Source organism: Methylotuvimicrobium sp. KM1 (assembly GCF_044788715.1).
Lineage (GTDB): Bacteria > Pseudomonadota > Gammaproteobacteria > Methylococcales > Methylomonadaceae > Methylotuvimicrobium.
This window is the reverse complement of record NZ_CP173171.1, coordinates 82689-103017: the sequence shown is the minus strand read 5'-3', so window position 1 is coordinate 103017 and position 20329 is coordinate 82689. Positions and strand designations below refer to the sequence as shown.

13 protein-coding genes and 1 pseudogene are annotated in these 20329 nt (G+C 50.2%); all 14 read right to left on the bottom strand.

Annotated elements, in window-relative coordinates:
- Positions 1–25: 25 nt before the first annotated feature.
- The gene (locus ACINK7_RS23020; protein ID WP_404361555.1) at positions 26–271 is read right to left on the bottom strand and encodes a hypothetical protein; all 246 of its coding nucleotides are present in this window, start codon (positions 269–271) and stop codon (positions 26–28) included.
- 532 nt (positions 272–803) lie between these two features.
- The gene (locus tag ACINK7_RS23015) at positions 804–1412 is read right to left on the bottom strand and encodes a cation transporter (protein WP_404361554.1); all 609 of its coding nucleotides are present in this window, start codon (positions 1410–1412) and stop codon (positions 804–806) included.
- An 81-nt stretch (positions 1413–1493) separates the two neighbouring features.
- Positions 1494–1922 (bottom strand): putative iron-sulfur cluster-binding metallochaperone, encoded by a 429-nt coding sequence (locus tag ACINK7_RS23010; protein ID WP_404361552.1) that lies wholly within the window; start codon positions 1920–1922, stop codon positions 1494–1496.
- 23 nt (positions 1923–1945) lie between these two features.
- A pseudogene (locus tag ACINK7_RS23005) lies at positions 1946–2649 on the bottom strand (mercuric transporter MerT family protein).
- A gap of 80 nt (positions 2650–2729) precedes the next feature.
- Entirely contained in the window at positions 2730–3137 is a 408-nt protein-coding gene (locus tag ACINK7_RS23000; protein WP_404361550.1) for a MerR family DNA-binding protein, read from the bottom strand.
- Positions 3138–3256: 119 nt separating this feature from the next.
- Positions 3257–6409, bottom strand: coding sequence for an efflux RND transporter permease subunit (locus ACINK7_RS22995; RefSeq protein WP_404361548.1), 3153 nt, complete (start codon positions 6407–6409; stop codon positions 3257–3259).
- Positions 6403–7893, bottom strand: a complete 1491-nt coding sequence (locus ACINK7_RS22990; protein WP_404361547.1) for an efflux RND transporter periplasmic adaptor subunit — start codon at positions 7891–7893, stop codon at positions 6403–6405. Before ACINK7_RS22990 ends, ACINK7_RS22995 begins: the two co-directional genes overlap by 7 nt.
- Entirely contained in the window at positions 7890–9245 is a 1356-nt protein-coding gene (locus tag ACINK7_RS22985) for a TolC family protein (protein ID WP_051954238.1), read from the bottom strand. The genes ACINK7_RS22990 and ACINK7_RS22985 overlap by 4 nt, the downstream gene beginning before the upstream one ends.
- A gap of 754 nt (positions 9246–9999) precedes the next feature.
- The gene (locus ACINK7_RS22980; RefSeq protein ID WP_036293968.1) at positions 10000–10950 is read right to left on the bottom strand and encodes a bile acid:sodium symporter; all 951 of its coding nucleotides are present in this window, start codon (positions 10948–10950) and stop codon (positions 10000–10002) included.
- A gap of 209 nt (positions 10951–11159) precedes the next feature.
- Positions 11160–13400, bottom strand: a complete 2241-nt coding sequence (locus ACINK7_RS22975) for a heavy metal translocating P-type ATPase (RefSeq protein WP_341328788.1) — start codon at positions 13398–13400, stop codon at positions 11160–11162.
- A 111-nt stretch (positions 13401–13511) separates the two neighbouring features.
- Positions 13512–13853 (bottom strand): P-II family nitrogen regulator, encoded by a 342-nt coding sequence (locus ACINK7_RS22970; protein ID WP_341328787.1) that lies wholly within the window; start codon positions 13851–13853, stop codon positions 13512–13514.
- Positions 13854–13931: 78 nt separating this feature from the next.
- Positions 13932–17033, bottom strand: coding sequence for an efflux RND transporter permease subunit (locus ACINK7_RS22965; protein ID WP_404361544.1), 3102 nt, complete (start codon positions 17031–17033; stop codon positions 13932–13934).
- Between the two features lie 109 nt (positions 17034–17142).
- A complete protein-coding gene (locus tag ACINK7_RS22960) occupies positions 17143–18354 on the bottom strand; it encodes an efflux RND transporter periplasmic adaptor subunit (RefSeq protein WP_404361543.1) in 1212 nt (403 codons plus the stop codon).
- Positions 18351–19781 (bottom strand): TolC family protein, encoded by a 1431-nt coding sequence (locus ACINK7_RS22955; RefSeq protein WP_341328784.1) that lies wholly within the window; start codon positions 19779–19781, stop codon positions 18351–18353. Before ACINK7_RS22955 ends, ACINK7_RS22960 begins: the two co-directional genes overlap by 4 nt.
- Positions 19782–20329 lie beyond the last annotated feature (548 nt).

Below are 20329 nucleotides of genomic sequence, written 5' to 3'. Positions count from 1 at the left end.
ATAAAAACTACTACTTATTGGGTGTTTATCGTTTCGGCAATTTCAAGATTTTTCTGCCAAGGTTAGGTGTACTGTCTGGAGAGGGCTTACTATGTTTTTCAATGATTCTCTTGATTTCATAATCAAGAGCCATTTGCTCACAAGCCACCTTCTCTATCGCATCTGCCCTCGCTCTATTTATTGCTGCGCCATTAGGATGATAATGTCCATCGACATAATTTGCAGGGTTTTCCTCGGGAAAATCTTCGAAATAATCTGACCAGTCACCCATTTTTAGCTCCTTTGAAAATATAACTTGATTAATCTTATGGCTTTAACACACAGCAAACAATATAGATTTTCTCATTTTGAGACTTTCAACAATCTTCAACAAAAACAAACCATCACTTTACCCACATAAATAGAGATAGAAAACTGGGTTTGATCAATCAATAAGCCTGCACCCCAAACTTCAACAACAATCTGGAGGACCGTAAGGATTCCTTCGTAAATGAGTAACATCCTAATCAGGTATGCTTCATTTTAATAGAATGCAGACCGATGTTTTACACATTCTAAAGGAAGGGAACGGCCAAAAGAAGACTTTGATACTTTGATTCCGAGTGACGGCAATGGACTATGTAGCGGCCTTTAAATTTTTTCTCCGCTTTACTCCTAAACGCTATTTACATGGTGTCGCCGAATAGCAGTAGCCAAATTTTAGCCCGTTAAGTCTATTGCCGATGGCTTATTTTCCAGTCAAGCATCTTGCGTATGGATGCTGTACGGATTCCCCCCTGAACGGCTTTGGCTCCTTTAATCTTCTATGTGCGAAGTTCTTTGATAGCCGAAGAAATGACGCGACCTGAAGAGCGTATCAGCAGCAACACCAAACCGATCGCCACCACAATGTCGGGCCAACCGGAACCAGTCAACCAAACGGCGCCCGCTGCGACGAAAACCGATAGATTGGCCGCAATGTCGTTGCGCGAGCACTCCCAGACCGAACTCATATTGACATCTTCGTGACGATGCCGCCAAAGCAGGAAAAGACACAGACCGTTGGCAATCAAACCGAGTAGACTGAAGCCTCCCATCACTTCGAAGATAGGCATCGTCGGAACATAGAACTTGTAACCAATCTGGGCGATGACGGTGATCGAAGCCAGCCCAATGAGCGCACCCTTGAACAAGGCGACCTTGGCCTTGACGGTAGCATCTTTCGTCACCGCATAAAGGCTTAGGGCGTAGGTCAACGCATCGCCCAGATTGTCGAGGCTGTCCGCCAACAGGGATGTCGACTTGCCGTACACCGCGGCGCCGGCGATGACGAAGAACATCGCCGCATTGATGGCAAGGACGATTTGCAAGGTGCCGCGCTGACGTTCGCGCATGCGGTCTAAAGAACAATGATTATCGCAACAACCGGCCATGGATTTCTCGCTAATAATTTAACAGATAGGTTTGAACTCTCGGTAAAACGACCTTTATTACTTACGGGGCGTTATGTAATTTTACGTATTTTCCAAACGTTTGAAATTGGCTAAACAGCATTGGCCCGAAGGATTTCTGATTTCACAGGCACATTCGCCGGATTGGGTTCGTTGAATGACGAAGTTTTTGATCGACTCTCCCTGACTAGTCGTAATCGCAGATAAGTACTCTTCCGCATCGATATCGAAACAATAACATAGCTTGCCATTTTGAATCGCCTGGAAGGTTCTTAATTGTTGTTTGAGAATAATGTCGCCCGCGATGGAAAAGTAGGCGATCGGGCATTGTATCGATGGACAGAAATAATAGTTATCGGGTGCTATCAGTTGATTTTCCGGGAATCGGACCTGATGGTAAAGCGTCGCCATGCCGACTTTTATGCATGTTGAACCACACTCGGGACAAGCTTGTTTTGTTTTTACAGAGGTTTTCGAACAACAATCGGACATGGATAGATAGTTACTTGCGACAGTTATTGACGGACAATGCGCGCGGTCGCTGGATAACCGGCATCGCTGCTTGCCTTGATTAAAGCCTGAAGATCGGTTTGCTGAGGATCGAAACCGACTTCCGCCGTTTTCGAATCGAAGTCGATTGTGACGCGTTGTACGCCTTCGACGTTCTGCAAGGCCTTTTTGATGGTGAACCTGCACAGCGGGCAAGTCATGTTATGGATGTCCAGCGTCACCACTTGCGTAGCGTTTTGATGTTCAACGGCTACGCCGGCATGAAGGATAGGCACGAACAGAACGATTAATGACATACTCAACATCAACCAACAGGTTTTCATCGTCATAGTGATTTATCTCAGAACAATAATAATGGTGCAAACCAAGGAAACGCCAGCAGCAATAGAATCAGGGTGGAGCCGATCCAAAAAATGATACGTTGTCGACGCCGAACATCGGAATGACCGCAGACATGGCCCTCATTACAGCGAGAAGGGAGCCAATAGAGCCGCCGAAAACCTAGGATGATAAAAGCCAATGCCAGGGTGACAAAGAAAGGGCGAGTCGATTCCAATGACGTCAGCGTGCTCATCCAGGCGCCGCCAATACCCAAAGAGACCAGCAAAAGTGGGCCGACACAGCAGGCCGAAGCACCGATCGCGGCCAATCCGGCACCTATGCCCAGCCAAACGGAATGTTTATTGGACTTTTCAGGATTTGTTTGCATGGAGACTCGTCCTAACTGAACGTTGGCCGGCAGTCTAAACCCTGTTCTCAAGAACAGGGTCAAGCGGGAAGCGATCTTTTCTAATCGGGACTTACCGTATCGTCATCGTTAAACGCGTCAAGAATGGCGCATTGCTCCTTTGCACTTGTCTGACGACAGCTATCGACCAGCTTTTCCAGTGTCTGCTTGAGCGTCATCAACGCGTTGATTTGTTGGTCGATTTGCCGACATTTTTGCTCGGCGAGCTGTCGTACACCGGCACACTGTTTGCCATCGAGCGACAGCAGAGCAGCAATTTCTTTTAACGTAAAACCGGCCTGCTGGGCTCGTTTGATAAACCGAATCTTGGAAACAGCCCCGGCCTGATAATGGCGATAGCCATTGATCGGCTTCTCTGGTTCGTCTAACAACCCGATACGTTGATAGTGACGAATGGTTTCTATCGTGACGCCGCTTTGCTTGGCCAGTTTACCGATGGTCAGTTTCATTCGCTTTTTATGAAATCTCTGATTGTGATAATCAATCGTTGTGCAGCCGTTGAGAATAACAAAGATTCAGTCGCGGTTGTTGGATAAATCGGCGATAGTCGATTCGAAAGGGCTTCATCTTATCGGAATTTCCAACTCTTCCAATAAGAATAAAGTGCCGGAAAAACGATCAACGCGACGATCAGCGTCGACACGATTCCGCCCACCATCGGTGCCGCGATGCGTTTCATCACGTCGGCTCCTGTTCCAGTCTGCCATAAGATGGGCGTCAGGCCGATCAGCGTCGTGATACCCGTCATCAGTTTCGGGCGAATGCGGCGGGCAGCGCCTTCAACGATCGCTTCGGTAAGATCCTGCTGTGTTTGCAAGCGGTTTTCTGTTAAGCGCTTTCGATAGCTCATGTCCAGATACAGCGTCATCAGCACGCCCATTTCGGCGGCGAGCCCAGCCAGTGCGATCATGCCTACCCACACCGCGACGCTTAAATTGTAATCGAGTAGATACAGCAGCCAGACGGCGCCAATCAGCGAAAACGGAATCGTCAGCATGATAATCAAGGACTCGCCGATGGAGCCGTGGTTTAAGAACAGCATCAGAAACACGATCGCCAGCGTCAACGGCACTAGCATGCTTAATTCGGCCTTGGCCTGCTCGAAATACTTGTATTGCCCGGCCCATTCCAAGCGGACGCCTGGCGGCAACGCAACTTCGCCCTGAACGACTTGTTTCGCCAAGTCCACGTAATCGGCAATGCCGGTGTCTTTAACATCGACCAATACAAAAGAAACCATAAAACCGTCTTCGTTACGCAGCATCGGCGGTCCGCTGATAAATTCGAGGCTGGCCAACTGGCTGATCGGGATTTGCGCGCCGCCGGGCGTCGGCACCAACACTCGGCTCAAGGCTTCCGGGTTGTCGCGAAACTCGCGGGCATAGCGTAGATTAATCGCATAGCGTTCGCGCCCTTCTATAGTGCGAGACACCGTTTGTCCGCCCACTGCGGCCGTCAGCACCTGTTCCACCTCATCCACGGTCAAGCCGTAACGGGCGATTTTATCCCGATCGATGACGAAATCGATGAAATTGCCACCGGTCAGGCGTTCGCTGAAGGCGCTACGCGTGAAGGGCCGTGTGCGTTCGTCCTGCTGCAAGGCCTGTTCGATGCGCAGCGCGGTGCTTTCTATCGTTTTCAGATCGTCGCCGAACACCTTGATGCCCAGATTGGAGCGCATGCCGGTGGCCAGCATTTCGGTGCGGGTCTGGATCGGCATCCACCAGATATTGGGCATGCCCGGAAAGCGCAGGGTCTTGTCCATTTCGGCGATCAGATCGTCCCAAGTCAGGCCGGCACGCCACTCGGCTTTAGGCTTTAACGTGACGACGGCTTCCACCATCGATAACGGGGCCGGATCGGTCGGGCTGGTGGAGCGACCGATCTTGCCGAACACTCGTTCCACTTCCGGAAATGCCTTCAATTGCCGGTCCATCGCTTGCAGCACCTTGCCTGCTTCGGTGATCGACATGCCCGGCAACGTGGTGGGCATGTAGAGTAGGCTGCCTTCGTTCAGCGGCGGCATGAACTCGTTGCCGAGCTTAAAAAACACCGGTAACGAACCAAGCAGCGACAGTAGTGCAATGCCGACCACCCAGCCGCGAAAGCGAAGCACCCAACGGACCACCGGTATGTACACGGACACGATTTTTTGCGACAAGCGGTTTTGCTCTCCGTGCAGTTTGCCGCGAATCAAATACACCGCCAATGCCGGAATCAGTGTGACAGCCAGCAAAGCGGCAAAACCCATCGCATAGGTTTTGGTGTAGGCCAATGGCTTGAACAAGCGGCCTTCCGTCCCGTGCAGCGCAAACACCGGCAAAAACGAGACCGTGATGATCAACAACGCGAAGAAGATGCTGGGGCCGACCTCCTGCATGGCCTGGATGATGATGCTGCGCCGTTCCGAGTCGCCTATGTTTTCCCGGTTTTCCAGACGTTTATGAATATTTTCGATGATCGTGATTGCCGCATCGACCATTGCGCCGATGGCCACAGCGATGCCGCCCAAGGACATGATGTCCGCGGTCAGATGCTGTGCCGACATCGGTATGAAAGCCAGCAAAATGGCGACGGGCAAGGTCAGAATCGCGATCAGCGACGAACGGAAATGCCATAAAAAGCCTACGATAACCAGCGAAACCACCAGCATTTCTTCGAACAAGGTATGCTTCAAGGTGGCGATCGCACGTTCGATCAAGTCCGAGCGATCGTAGACCGTGACGATTTCGACGCCCGGTGGCAGGGAGCGTTTGATGTTGGCAAGGCGTTGTTTGACCCGATTGATGACGTCCAGCGCATCTTCTCCGTAGCGCATGATGACGATGCCGCCGACCGTTTCGCCGTGGCCGTCCAGTTCGGCTAAGCCGCGCCGCATGGCCGGTCCCAAGCTCACCTTCGCGACCTGGCCGATGGTGACCGGCGCACCGGCCGGATTGGCCACCAAGGCGATGCGTTCGATATCGGCGATGCCATGGATATAACCCCGGCCACGGATAAAATGTTCGTGGCCTGCGATTTCAAGCACCCTGCCGCCGACATCGTTGTTGGAGCGGCGGATGGCACTGGCCACCTGGTTCAGGCTAATGCCATAGCCGGCTAATTTGTCGGGATCGACCGTGACTTGGTATTCCTTCTCGAAGCCGCCGATAGCCGCCACTTCCGCCACGCCTTCGATCGACTCCAGCCAATAACGCAGTTTGAAGTCTTGCAGACTACGCAGTTCGGCTAGGTCATTGCGTCCGGAGTAATCGACCAGCGCATATTGGTACACCCAGCCCACGCCGGTGGCGTCCGGGCCCATAGTCGGCTGCACGCCGCCGGGTAATTGTGTCGCTACGGCATCCAGGTATTCGCCGACCCGGGAACGCGCCCAGTAAATATCGGTGCCTTCTTCGAAGATCACATAGACAAAACTTTGCCCCATGAAGCTTTGCCCACGCACCAGGCGCACGTTAGGCGCGGCCAGCAACGTCGTGGTCAGAGGATAGGTTATCTGATCTTCGACCAAATCGGGGCTACGTCCGGGCCAGTCGGTGTAGATAATGACCTGGGCATCGGACAAGTCGGGTATGGCGTCCAGCGGTGTGGCGAGCAGTGACCTATAACCCCAGAAAGCGCAGATCGACACGATCAGCAGGGTCACCAGGGCATTGTTGGCGCAATAGGCGATCAGCCGCTGTATCAGGCCCGGTTGATGGTTATGCGTTCCGTCTACCATTGTTCCAACCCCGATTTGAGCTTGCTTTCCGCTGCGATCAGAAAATTACCGGAGGTGACGATCTCATCGCCCTCGTCCAGCCCCTCCAGTACCTCGATGTAATCGGCATTGCGCAGCCCGGTTTTGATTTTTTTAGGCAGCAAGCGGCCTTCGCCCAAATCCACAAACACCACCCTATTTTCGCCGGCATAGATCACCGCCTGTTCCGGAACCAGCAAACGCTTGCCTAAGTCGATTTGAAGATTCATGCGGGCATAGCGGTCGGGACGCAGCTCACCGTCCGAATTCGGCAACGTCATGCGCACCCGCGCGCTACGGCTTACATGATCCAGGCTCGGTTCGATGAAATCGATAGTGCCGCAAAAACGCCTATCCGGTTGATCCTCCAGCACGACTTCGGCGCGCATGCCGGGCTTGAGCCACGGCAAGTCGGATTCGTAAACCTGAGCGTCCACCCAAACCTTGGATAAATCGGCTATGCGTAACAGCGGCATGCCGGCCTTGACGGCGGAACCGGCCACGATATGTTTTTCGACCAGGGTGCCGCTGACGGGGGACGCTATCGTCAAATATTCCAAGGCCTTACCGCGACGGGCCATGTCTTGAATCTGAGCCGGCGCGATGCCCCACAGCGTCATGCGGCGCAGCGCCGCGTCGGCCAGATTGCCTAAACGCTCGTCGCTTCGTCGCAAACTATCGAGGTATTCTTCCTGGGTAGCGACCAATTGCGGATTGTAGACGGTCAACAAGGCTTGGCCTTTTTTCACCACCTTGCCGACATAATCCGCATTAAGCTCACCGATCCAGCCGTCGAACTTGAGACTGATGTCGGTTAGGCGGGTTTCGTCATAGACGATTTGCGCCGGCGAGCGGATAGTTTTAACAAGCTGACGGTATGCGACTCGGCCGGTGGTCACGCCGATCAGTTGCCGGCGGTGCGCATCGATCGTGAACGTTGCCGGTTGCGGAACGGTTTGACCGGCGACGACTTGTCTCGGCTGATGGTCACTGGCCGTGGCGGACGTCAACTCGACACCTGCACGGTCGGTACTCATATCGAAGGTCATCCGCGCACTGCCTTTGACATCGGATTGAATGGACAGCGTCAACGGCCAGTAGCCTGCCATCGGCAGTTCATAATGACCGCGATAATGGCCGGGACTGTCCATTTTCATTTCGATCGGCACCGGCATGGCCGGCATGGAGCCCATTGCCGGCATCTCCGACACGGCCTTGATGCGGGCATCGGAAACGGGCTGCAAGTCTTTGTCTCGGATAAACAAGCTAATTGTGTTTTTGCCTACTTTAGGTTTTTCAGGGATCAGCGTGACATCTATGCCGAAAGGTCCAGCCCAATGGCTGGGCGCATTGTTGGATTTTGGTACGGTATCGCCGGTTGAATGATGGCCAGTCAACGTCATCGCACTGAATACCGCCAGCAAAACGGCAACGCCTATAAAAACAACTTTTTGCCTGGTGTTCATAGCGCTGCCCCCTGCGTTAGTTGTATGGCTGAAAAAGGCGATACGCTGCCGACCGCCTGCTCCAGTTCAGCCAGATGGCGGTGCATATCCGCCAATGCCCGTTCGCTCTTTAATTGGATTTGAATCAGATTTTTCTCGCTGCTGAGCAAGGTCAGAAAATCGCCGTCACCGCTTCGGTAATTGATCATTGCCGTTTTTAGGGTTTCGTCCGCCAACGGTAATAATTTGTCTTGATATAACTGATAGACATGCAGGCTTTCAACGGTCAGCTCGTAAGCAATCTGCACTTGTTCTCTGATCTTTGCTATACGGTCGACACGACTCCATTCCTGTTGTTTTAGACGGGCCCGCGCTTCATCTTCAGCTGCCTGGCGTTTGTCTTGGTCCAATGGCAGATTGACTTCGACACCGACGATGAAGCGTTGCTCATCTTGCCGCCAAAAGTTGTTGTAACCCGCCGAAACCTTAAAATCGGGATAAAAGTCCTTTTCGGCTAAATCGCCACGTGTTTTGGACGCTTGGATGCGAGCAGCCAGTTCTTTCAATTCCGGTCGCGATTGCAAGGCAATTTCTTGTAATGCCGCCGGTTTGGGCAGCGATAGTGCAGTGCTTAGTTTGGCTGGAGGCTGCAAAGGGGTTTCCGGCAGGCGGTTCAGTAACGTATTCAAGCGAGCCAACAGCGTTCGCCTTTCCCGCTCCAATGCGATTTTTTGGTGGTCAAGCAGGGCAATTTCGACCTCGGCCTGCAATGCATCCTGCTTGCTGGCGAGGCCTGTTGCGTAATGATTGAGAGCGATGCCGTGAAATTCGTTTAATAAGCGCCGGTTGATTTCATTTACATTGAGCGCTTGATGAATGTAATACCAATCCGCAAACAATGTCTTCGCTGTCGCCATGAGCAGCAAGCGCAACGTGCCGACGTTTTCTTTGGCCGCCTCGGCGTCGAAAGCCGCCGCCTCAGCCTGTAGTCGCCTTTTTCCAGGCCATGGGAGCTTTTGTGAGATGACGGTATTCTGTGAAAAACCGCTTTGCTGATTGCCTATCGTCAGCGGTGCAAAACTGTGCGAAACCATTGGATCATCCAAGGCGGATGCTTGCTCTGTCACACTATTTGCGGCTTGCCATATTGCCTGGACAATTTCCAATTGCGGATTTGCGGCCAGAATATCGGCGACCAATTTGATGGATGATAGGGTTTCTTGAGCTTCGTTGTCAGACGAAGCATCATTACTGAAAATGGTTGGCTCATTAGAAGGAAGGACGGCATGGGGCACGTCGGCTAAGCCGATTGTCGCCCAAGTGAAGATCACAGCCAATAATTGCCATCGGCAGTCATAAAAGCATAATTTCATGAATATTCTCTAAATGAAAATCATCACAGGTGTAAACAAGCGCATACCCGGGTGACAGGAGGCTTGTTACGTTCATACACCAAAGCTAGGTGCTTGGATTTTTATCAGTAGAGACCGGCTTATAACCGTATGCGAAGAGTACGCAGATAGACTGGCCTGTTGCCGCTTATCGGCAACGGTTCGTGCGGAAAGAGTGCAAGGATGGGGTGGGCTGGCAGGAGAGTATTCGTTTCCCAAAAGCCAACAAGCGGTGGGGGTTGCGGGCTATCCAGCAATAAGGTTAGCATTTCAACCGTGCTGGAAGCGTGTGTTATGGCCATATCGGTCAATGAATCCTGACTGATTTCACAACACTGGCTTTGAGTTGAATTTGCCTGCATCGCGCAACCCTCGGTCATTGGACACGCTTCGGGCATAGCCTCATCGCAACAACACACCATTTTCGGTTTGCCATGCATGAATTCGCAGGCAAACAACAACTGGGTATGGGACAGCAAGGTTGCACCGAGAAAGATGCAACAAAGTAAGCGCTGTAATATTAAGTTGCGGAAAATAACCATGCCGCAATTGTAGTTGAATGATCTAGGCGTTCAAAGTTTATTAAGACAAAAAGCGTTAAAAATTGTCACTTTTCATTTACCGATATCTTAATTATGTTTGCTGATCTAGGGGTCAGCTCACGAAACGGAAAAAATCGTACGCTAAGCGTAGCATGTCCGATCCAGACGGACGACTGTCCGTTGTTCCGAGGAGTCTATCGAAAGAGCTTGCGTGGTATCCACCACAGATAGAACACCATTCCGAAGAGTTCGACCAGAGACTGTAAGACAATTACCACTGCCGCCACTTCCCAGCCATCCGGCAAAGAAAACGCAAAAGGAAGGACGACAAACGAATTGCGGGTGCCCAGGCTGAATGCCAGTGTTCGCCCTTGATCGGTCGGCAGCGCCATCAATCTCGCCAGCCCTTTGGCGATCAGAGCGGCCAACACCAGAAATGCCACGAACAACGGTACGACGACTGGGAAAAGACTCAGTGCATTCCGCACCGCACTGATTTGCACTCCGGCGATCAGGAAGACGACTAGAGCCAATAGTGGCACCGGCCACCAGGCCAACCGCTCACGCAGCTTTTCCCGTGTCGGTTGAGCCTCAAACCAGCGCTCCGATACGGCTGCTGCGATCATCGGCACGATGACAACGAGCAGCGCGGGCCATATTTCGGTGAAGCTAAGGGGTGCGGCCAGTTTGGTGTCGAGCATGAGCCATAGGTAGACTGGCAGAAGCAGGAGTTCCAACAGCAGGTTAAGTGGCGTCACTGCGATGGCTCGAGGCACGTTCCCTGCGCCCAGTTGACTGAAGGTAATGAACCAGTCGGTGCAGGGCACCAACAATACCAACAGTACGCCAAGACGCACAACCGGGTCGACAGGTAGCCATTGCAGAAGTGTCCAACTCAGCAGAGGCAAGGCAATGAAATTGCCGGCCAGTATCGCGGCAACAAATCGCCGGTCGCGAAAAGCTTCACGCAGATGGAGCAACGGCACTTGTACAAAGGTTGTATATAGTAGAAGCACCAACGCCGGCCATAGCAGTTTTTCAAAGAGGTGGGTAACGTCGGGCCAGGTGCTGCCCACCAGCAAGCCGCCGATGATAGTTGACAGATAAATCCAAACCTGTCGACGTTCGAGGGTTAGACGATCCAAGGATGCGCTCCAGTTGGTTAGTGATATCGAGCATCGAGGGCCGATACGCCTGAACTGTCATTTTAAGGCATACCCAAATTTGACAAAATAGAATATAGTGCGGAATCCGGTGAACAGATTTTTTGAAGATCACTTGACCGACTATTTTATGTCAGCCATTTGAAATTTGGCATAGACCGAACTGTTGCTCTGAGAAAAATAACGGTTTCTCAATTAAGAAACATTGGTTTAGCATCTTTTGGTTTTAGTAATCTGAGTCCATTGGCCACCACCAATAAAGAGGCCCCCATATCCGCTGCAATGGCTTGCCATAATGTAGCGACTCCGGCGAAGGCTAATATTGCAAAAGCAGCTTTCAGCGACAGTGCAAAAACAATATTTTGCCGGATAATTCGCAACGTTCTTTTTGAATGCTTGATTAGCCAGGGTAATTTGGATAGATCATCACCCATCAAGGCAATATCCGCTGTTTCTATGGCCGCATCCGAGCCCATCACGCCCATGGCAATGCCCAGGCTGGCTCTGGCCAATGCCGGGGCGTCATTGATACCATCGCCGATCATGGCGACATTTCCGTATTGCTCGACCAATTGACTGACTTTTTTCACTTTGTCCGCAGGCAGTAATTCCGCGTGAACTTCATTCAGTCCGATTTGCCGGGCGATATTTTCAGCCGTGACCTGATTATCGCCGGTCAGCATCGCTAGATGTTTTATGCCGCAATGTTTCAGGGATTGTAAAATCGATTGGATGTGAGGCCGCGGTTGATCAGAGACGGCAATGAGACCACAGACATGTTGATCATTGCCGATGGCGATCACGGTTTGTCCGGTCTTTTCCAATGTCTTTGCCTGTTCACTGATTTCCTCAGTTTCCTGCCCGCGTTCCAACAGATAACGCCTGGAACCCAGCCAGAAATCCGTGTCGTTAAATAAACCCGTTACCCCTTTACCCGGCAAAACGCTTACATTATCCGCATTGGCGATTTGAATGCCCTGGCTTTCGCTATAGTTTAAAATGGCTTTGGCGAGTGGATGGTTGCTGCGCGACTCTAAGGCAGCGGCTCGGCTGAGCAGTTCTTCCTGGGTATGATGATTGAAAGGATAAAGCCCTGTCACGACAGGATCTCCAAGCGTCAAAGTGCCGGTTTTATCAAAAGCAATGGCGTTAAGGTGTGCCGGGGCTTCGATGTAAATCCCGCCTTTTACCAGGATACCCTGTCTGGCGGCACAAGCTAATGCGGCAACGATACTGACCGGAGTGGAAATGACCAGCGCGCAAGGGCAGGCAATCACCAATAACACCAGCGCTTTGTACAGCCACAGCTGCCAAATTCCCGAAAAAAATAAAACCGGAATCGCAAAAACAGCTAAGGCCAATAGCATAACAATAGGGGTGTAAATACGGGCAAATTTCTCTACCCATTGTTCCGCTTCAGCGCGTTTACTATGGGCTTCTTCAACCATCCGAATAATATGCGCCAGCGTGGTATCGGAAGCGAGTTTGCCCGCTTTGACTTCTAACACGGCTTCGCCGTTGATACTGCCTGCGAACACTTCATCACCGCTTTGTTTGCTGACAGGTACGCTCTCACCCGTAATCGGCGCCTGATTGACGGAACCCATACCGGCTACCACTTCACCGTCCAGTGGAATTTTATCGCCGGATTTAACAATAAATGTTGTACCGACCGTAACGCTTGCCGCCGGTATCTGACGCTCCTGCCCATTCATATCCTTGATGGTGACATCGGAAGGCGCTAAATCCAGCAAGGCTTCTACGGCTTGTCGGGCGCGGCCGATACTCCAGCTTTCAATGGCTAAAGATAAAGAAAATAAAAAACTGACCGCTGCCGCTTCAAACCATTCATTAATGAACATGGCGCCAATAATGGCGACCAGCATCAATAAGTTCATATCGGCACGGAGCCGTTTTAACGCATAAAAGGCTTTTACAATCACATGACGAACGCCAAAAATAATAGCCAGACCATAAGCTGCCTTTTCGGGGAACGGCATGGTTTGTGAACTATGGGCATATAACAGGCTTTTAAGATATAAGGCCAAGTCCTGCCAGGAATAAGTCCAAGTCTCAGGGACTAGCCATAATTGTTGAATATCGCTAAAACCACCGGCAATGACAATATGCATCAATATCCCTATAACAATGCACAAACCACTGACGGTTGCGTAAAAGGTCTGTGATCGTTGCCGTTGCTTGACATCGGTTGCCGTTTGTCCCGGTTTCCAGCGTGTGGCTTTCATTCCGGTTGCAGCAACCGCCTTGACGATAGCCTTTTCTGGCACCCGTTTAGTATCGCTAAGAATCGTCATCCGGCCATTAATCACATCAAAAGCCAAGTTGTCTGCGCCACCCACTAAAGGGCCGATTTCTGATTTTAAAATCGTCACTTCCTCAACACAGTCGAGCCCTTCAATTTTGAAGATCATGCCATGAGTAGGCATAGATGCGGGCGGTTGATTCTCGGTTGGCTCGTTATGACAACAACAGGGGGGTTCCAATTGATTCGACGTGCTCATAATGCTAAGACCTCAAAAAGATTAAATCGCCATTTCACCGGTATCACCCGTACTAATCCGAACCGCATCCAGTACGGGAAGTAGATAAATTTTTCCATCGCCCCCGAGCCCCGTATGCGCACTTTCCTGTATCGCGGCAATGACCTGTTCGACTCGATCGCCGCAACAGGCTATTTCCAGTTTTAAGCGGGGAACCAAGCCATATGTTTCTTCATCAAAGATGGCATCTGAAGTTTCTTTACGACTACGTCCACAGCCTTGCATTTTTAGCACGCTGATTCCTGTTAGTCCTTCGATTTTATGTAATGCCAGCATGACATTCTCAAGTTTATGGGGTTTTATATAGGCAATCACTTGTTTCATAATACTTACTCATAGTTTACTGATTTAAAAATGGATGATTGCCCGAATCAAACAGTATCCAGATTCGGGCAATATTGACTATTTTGCTTGCCTGCCTTCTGTTACAAACCATTTATACAATGCCGGTATAACTAACAAGGTCAGTAATGTTGAAGTCACAAGCCCGCCAACCACAACAGTGGCTAAAGGTTTTTGCACCTCGGAGCCTGTGCCGGATGCCAGCAATAACGGAATCAGTCCCAATGCGGTGGTGACAGCCGTCATTAACACCGGTCTGACTCTCAAACACGCCCCCTGAACAGACGCTTCATCAATCGCCACGCCATCCCGGATCAATTGGTTCAGATAAGTCACCAGCACCATGCCGTTTTCCAGGGCAATGCCGAACAGCGCGATAAATCCCACCGATGCAGGAACGGAAAGATTTTGTCCGCTGATCCACAAGGCAATCACACCGCCGACTAATGCCAATGGAATATTCAATAAGATCAGGGCGGCGTTTTTAACCGAGCCAAAACTACTGTATAGCAGCAGTGAAATAATCACTAAAGTCACCGGAATCACAATGGCCAGACGTTTATTCGCTTCCTGCTGCAACCGGAACTGTCCTCCCCAGGCAGTAAAATAACCGGGAGGCAGTTTTATTTGACTATCAATCACTTGCTGTGCCTCTTCAACAAAAGACACAATATCCCGATCAATGACATTCGCTTGAATGCTGATAAAACGCTGGTTGTTTTCCCGGGTGATTTGTCTCGGCCCTACAATTTCTTCAATACTTGCAATTTGAGCTAATGGGACTTTGATTCCATCCGGCCCACTGATCAGTAAATTACGAATCGCTTCGATATTATCCCTATCCTGCTTTTGGTAACGCACCAGAATATCAAAGCGTCGAATACCCTCAAATACTTGTCCTGCCGTCGTGCCACCAATTGCACTTTTAATGACGTCTTGAACATCAATTAAATTAAGACCATAGCGGGCAATGGCTTGGCGATCCGGCGTAATCACTAATTGAGGCGTGCCGGAGACCTGATCCACCTGCACATCGGCGGCGCCCTCAACTTTTTTGATAACGGCAGCGATTTCATCCGCTTTGCTTTTTAGTTGCTGTAAGTCATCGCCAAAGAGTTTAACGGCCAGCTCCGCCCTAACACCTTCTAATAGTTCATCAACGGTCATTTCAATGGGTTGGGTCAGGTTTGCGGTAATGCCGGGCAAGTCGGCAACCGTTTGACGGATTTCCTTTTCGATAAGCGCCTGATCCCCTGGCTCTCTCCATTCATTCTTATCTTTAAGGATGATATACATTTCCGCTGAATTGATCGGGTCGGCATGGGCGCCGACTTCGCCCCGCCCAATTCGGCTGGTGACTTCAATCACCTCAGGAATTTTCAATAAGCGTCTTTCCACAATCAATGCATTTCGTTTACTTTCATTAATGGAGATTGACGGCGCCATGGTCAAGCGCACAACGATGGTGCCTTCCTGCAACTTTGGCGTGAATTCAGAACCCAGAAAAGGAAATACCGCCATCCCCAGCAACAAAAGTCCGCCAGACAGGAAAATCGCAACCTTACGATGGTTGACGAAGTATTCAACCAAAGGTCGATAAGGTTTCAGCAAGGCATTGAGGATGCGCTCATCCAGGCTGATTTTGCCATCAGCCTGTACGGATGCGCGTCTCATGAGTACATCGGATAAAACCGGTGCAATAAAAAGCGCATACACCAATGAACCCAACATCGCCAATGCCACGGTATAGGCTAACGGCCTAAAGGTTTTGCCTTCCACCCCTTCTAAGGTAAATAGCGGTAAAAACACGATAATAATAATGGCAATGGCAAACAAAATCGGCTTTCCCACTTCGCGGCAGGCTCTACCGACAACATGTAAACGTGACTCATCGTGATTGGATTCTCTTAACATACGGTCTACATTTTCGACCATCACGATGGTGCCATCGACCATCATACCGATGGCAATCGCCAACCCGCCTAACGACATTAAATTAGCCGACATACCCAGTAAGCCCATGGCGATAAAAGCAAACATCACCGAAAAAGGTATCGAAAGCGCCACCACCAGGCTGGGGCGAAAACCGCCCATAAACACCAGTAATACCAGAGTCACCAGAATAATGCCTTGCACCAACGCACTGCTGACCGTGTTGACGGCCGCTTCAACAATATCTTTCTGCTGATAATAAGGCACAATACTGACGCCTTCCGGCAAGGTTTTATTGATGTCCTGAATTTTTTGTTCAACCCGTTCAATCACCGTAGAGGCATTGGTGCCAAACAATTTAATGACCATGCCGGCAACCACTTCACCCTCGCCATTTCGGGTCTGTAGTCCGCGCCGGATCGCGCCGCCAATTTTTATTTCAGCCAGTTCCGATAAATAGACGGGACGGCCATCCACGGTTTTAACCACAATATTTTCAATATCCGTAATGCCTTTAGCCAAGCCCACGGAACGAATAATGAACTGTTCATTGTTTTTTTCCAGGTATTGCGCGCCGACATTAAGATTATTGGCGCGAACACGTCCAATCAATTCATCCATTGAAATGTTGTAGCGCAGCAAAGCATTCTGCTGAACCACGACATGGAATTGTTTTTCAAAACCGCCGATGCCCAGAACCTCGGTCACGCCCCGTACCGTTTGCAGATTGAATTTAACGATCCAGTCCTGCATGGTGCGCAATTCCTCCAGTGAATACTTGTGCGACTCATCCTTGAGATAATAAAAAAGCACCAATCCCATACCGGTTGAGATCGGTCCCATCGCCGGTTCGCCAAAACTGGCCGGAATCTGGTCACGCGCTTCCTGCAAGCGTTCGCCGACCACTTGCCGGGCAAAATAAATGTCTATATCGTCCAGAAAATAAATATTGACCACCGACAAGCCAAAATTGGACACTGAACGAATCTTTTCTATACCGGGTAATCCGGTCATCGCCGCTTCAACCGGATAGGTCACGTACATTTCAATTTCTTCAGGCGCCAGTCCTTCAGTTATGGTGAATACTTGCACCAGATTGGGTGAGACATCCGGAAAAGCATCGACCGGCAACTTTTGGTAACTGCGATAGCCCGCTGCGATGACCAGAATGCCAAGCACAAGCATCAACAGGCGGCTGCGTAAAGATAAATTAATTATTTGATTGATCATAAATTCTCCATAATAGGATGAGCTGACGATAGGAAGCGCACCTGTGATGTGCTTCTATCTGATGCGCTTCGTGCCTCAGCGCATCCTACATTTGTTTGTACACTCGAAATCAATGATGATGTCCTTCGCCAAACTCTCCTTTTTGCAACTGTGCTTTCAAGGAAAAGGCATTCTGGCTGACGTAAGTTTGGCCAGGCTTTAAACCTTGGAGAATTTCCACATTTTTAAAATCTCTACGCCCGGTCTGAACCGGCTGGGGTTCAAAATCCCCGTCTTCATGCCGGACAAAAACCACTGTTTTTCCTTCCAGGGTTTGTAAGGCCGATAAAGGGATAACCAGCGCGGCATCGTGCTCTGCTATAACGACATTGCCGCTGACAAACATGCCCGGACGCCAGCGTCCGTCCGCATTTTCCAACACCACGCGGGCTGTTGCGCTCCGGGTTTTTTCATCAAGGGTCGGACTCATCCAGCTTAGGGTGCCGACTGCGGCCGCTTCTGTTTCAGCCCCTCCAAAACGACTGCCGACCCGTACCGGTTGGCCCAAATGAATCAAAGCCAAATCCTTTTGATAGACGGTCAGATTGACCCAAATTTCAGATAAATCGGCAATGGTAAAACTACGGGTATCGGTTGTAATCAATTCACCGTAAACAGCATGTTTGTCGATGATGACGCCGTCCGCGGGCGCGCGTAATTCATAGCGGGTTAGATCTTTATTCACATCCTGTAAAACAGCGCTGATTGACGTTTCAGACAAGCCTAACGCCAGCAGTTGTTGTTTTGCCGCCTTCCGCTTGATCGACATTTCCGCCTGTTCTTGTTTGGCTTTAAGATAATTTCGTTTCGCGGTGATATTTTCTTTATACAGCTTTGTTTCCCGTTGTAGATTGGTGTCCGCCAATCGTAATAAACTGTCAGCGGTAACGTACTGCGCTTTAGCGGCGGCAAGTTCACGGCTTGACAAAATGGCCAAAAGATCGCCGTTTTTTACCTGTTCACCGAGATGTTTATAAACCTGGCGCACCACGCCGGATACCCAGGGAACGACATGATACAAACGCTCCGGCGCGACAATCACTTCGCCGGTCAATTCCAGTGATTTGCTGATTTTTCCGGATTTCGCCTGAGCCAGCTTGATGTCAAATTCTTGCAGTTCTTCCGCCGAAAATTCTAATGCGGTTTCCTCATGGCCTTCATGCTCATGATCGCCAGCAAAAGAAGCCGGTTGAAATGAAAAACATAGCCATAACACCGCTGGTAAGAGAGGGGTTTTCAATTTGACCTGTGTCCGCAGGTTTCGCTTAATCGTTTGTTTCATGGTAATGACTCGCTACTCGTTTCGGTCGATGGATTCAGTGAACCACCGAGTAATCGTTCAATGTCGGCAACATTCAGATGATAATCCGCAAGTGACTGTAAATATTGTATTTTTACGCCAAATAATGTTCGTTGCGCATCCAATACGTCGAGAATACCGAATTCGCCCAGCCGATAGCCACGATCGGCGACCTTAAAAGCCGTTTCCGCGCCGGGTATGACGGTTTCTTGTAATGCGACAATTTCGGCATAAGCGGCATGAAGTTGTTGATAAACGGTATTCAGCTCGGTAGTCATTTGAACTTCAACATGCCGGCGTTCATCTTTTGCTTTATTCAGCTGTCGTTCGGCCGCCATAACATTGCCCTGATTGCGATTAAACAGGGGTAAAGGCATGGAAATTCCGGCATTCAGGTTGTAGTTGTCGCCGTCGAGATACTTATTGGTGCCTAAACTCACGGTAATATTTGGAATCACTTTAGATTCCTCTACACGAACCAAAGCTTGCCGTTGACTGATTTCAGTGGCCCAACGCGCTAAATTCGGATTCAGTTTTATACGTTGCAACAATTGTTGCAGGGACGGGGGTTGTCGAACGGAAGTCAATTCCCCCTGGACGGAATCAAAACGCGCTTCGGTACTGCCCCAACTGGCGGCCAGGCGTTTACGTTTCGCTTGCAGCTCTCTTTGTGCGCGGTTCCATTCAATTTTGGTTGAAGCACGCATGACTTTTGCCTTGGTTTCTTCCAATGGCGTCACGCTACCTGCTTGCACCCTGGCTGTGGCTGATTTAACCACTTGGTCGGCCAGATCGATCAGTTGTTGTGCTAGTTGTAAACGGCGCTGCGCCGCCAAAACCTCGATAAAATCTTTGGTTACCTGAGTCAGAACGGCAATCCGCTGGGTTTCATAATCCCAGTCCGCCAATTCCTTATTCAAGGCCGCCGCTTCAGTCCGGGCAGCCCTTTTACCCCCTAATTCAATAAGCTGACTGAGTTGCAAGGTCACCACATCCGCATCGGCTCCTGAAAAGGTATTGTTGGCAAAATTGGATGCTTGAACACCCAAAACCGGGTTAGGAATCAGGCTGGCCTGCAAGGTTGCCGCTTCTCGTGCGCGAATTTCATTAGAAAAGGCCGCCAATTGTGGGTTGCGAGTGAGCGCCAGCGCCAGTGCTTGCGACAGAACCATAACGCCGACAGGTTCTTGGAGTGTGCTTGCATCAGCCGGGAGTCGACTCGGTTCATCGGCTGAATTTCCGCGATTCCGCAATTCAAGCGGATGGTTAGGCCGTCGTTTGACTTCCGCAGCTAATCCAGTGTCCTGGATGGCGGCGGCACGCGTTTGAAAAAGCATTAAACAGCATGCCAAACCGGCCAATATTTGCACGCATTGCTTAAAACAACGATTACTTGTGTGTGGGTCCATTGAACCTCCGAATCTTTAATACATCGATCATCCCAGATAAAAATCTGCGATATGGAAGAGAGGAGGCGTTAGATAGTTTGGATAACTTTGTTGCTTGGCAGAAATTCACCCCATTTTGTCATTGTCGTGCATAGGGTTATTTTTACTTTATGTATCAATAACCTAAAGACACCTATGACAAGGCGGCGTTACTATTCAGGCGCTATCCGCTCGGCAGGATTTGGCAAGGAGACCATCAACCGTGAACGATGCGCTTCACTTGGGTTCCGCACATCGACCGGAATGAGCGCTTTGCTAACACGTTATGACAGGAATAGCTTGTTAGCGCTGCATATGAGCAATCGCTACAGCTCGTGTCTCCTGAAAAAGGTTATCCATCAAACGCCAAAGCGCTCAGACAATGGGAGGACGGAGTTTAGGCGATATCTTTCTGGAATACCAGAATTCGGATTGAAGGGAGAATTGATGTGTGTCTTGTGCTGGAAAGCTTTTTGCTACTAAGGAGTGTGCAGCCAGTGTCTGCCCCATGTGTCCGCCATGGTCGTAAC

Bases quoted from the DNA above. Each gene is read 5' to 3' on its own strand.
- ACINK7_RS23020 (WP_404361555.1), bottom strand. From the start codon at position 271: ATGGGTGACTGGTCAGATTATTTCGAAGATTTTCCCGAGGAAAACCCT.
- ACINK7_RS23015 (WP_404361554.1), bottom strand. From the start codon at position 1,412: ATGGCCGGTTGTTGCGATAATCATTGTTCTTTAGACCGCATGCGCGAA.
- ACINK7_RS23010 (WP_404361552.1), bottom strand. From the start codon at position 1,922: ATGTCCGATTGTTGTTCGAAAACCTCTGTAAAAACAAAACAAGCTTGT.
- ACINK7_RS23000 (WP_404361550.1), bottom strand. From the start codon at position 3,137: ATGAAACTGACCATCGGTAAACTGGCCAAGCAAAGCGGCGTCACGATA.
- ACINK7_RS22995 (WP_404361548.1), bottom strand. From the start codon at position 6,409: ATGGTAGACGGAACGCATAACCATCAACCGGGCCTGATACAGCGGCTG.
- ACINK7_RS22990 (WP_404361547.1), bottom strand. From the start codon at position 7,893: ATGAACACCAGGCAAAAAGTTGTTTTTATAGGCGTTGCCGTTTTGCTG.
- ACINK7_RS22985 (WP_051954238.1), bottom strand. From the start codon at position 9,245: ATGAAATTATGCTTTTATGACTGCCGATGGCAATTATTGGCTGTGATC.
- ACINK7_RS22975 (WP_341328788.1), bottom strand. From the start codon at position 13,400: ATGATCTTCAAAATTGAAGGGCTCGACTGTGTTGAGGAAGTGACGATT.
- ACINK7_RS22970 (WP_341328787.1), bottom strand. From the start codon at position 13,853: ATGAAACAAGTGATTGCCTATATAAAACCCCATAAACTTGAGAATGTC.
- ACINK7_RS22965 (WP_404361544.1), bottom strand. From the start codon at position 17,033: ATGATCAATCAAATAATTAATTTATCTTTACGCAGCCGCCTGTTGATG.
- ACINK7_RS22960 (WP_404361543.1), bottom strand. From the start codon at position 18,354: ATGAAACAAACGATTAAGCGAAACCTGCGGACACAGGTCAAATTGAAA.
- ACINK7_RS22955 (WP_341328784.1), bottom strand. From the start codon at position 19,781: ATGGACCCACACACAAGTAATCGTTGTTTTAAGCAATGCGTGCAAATA.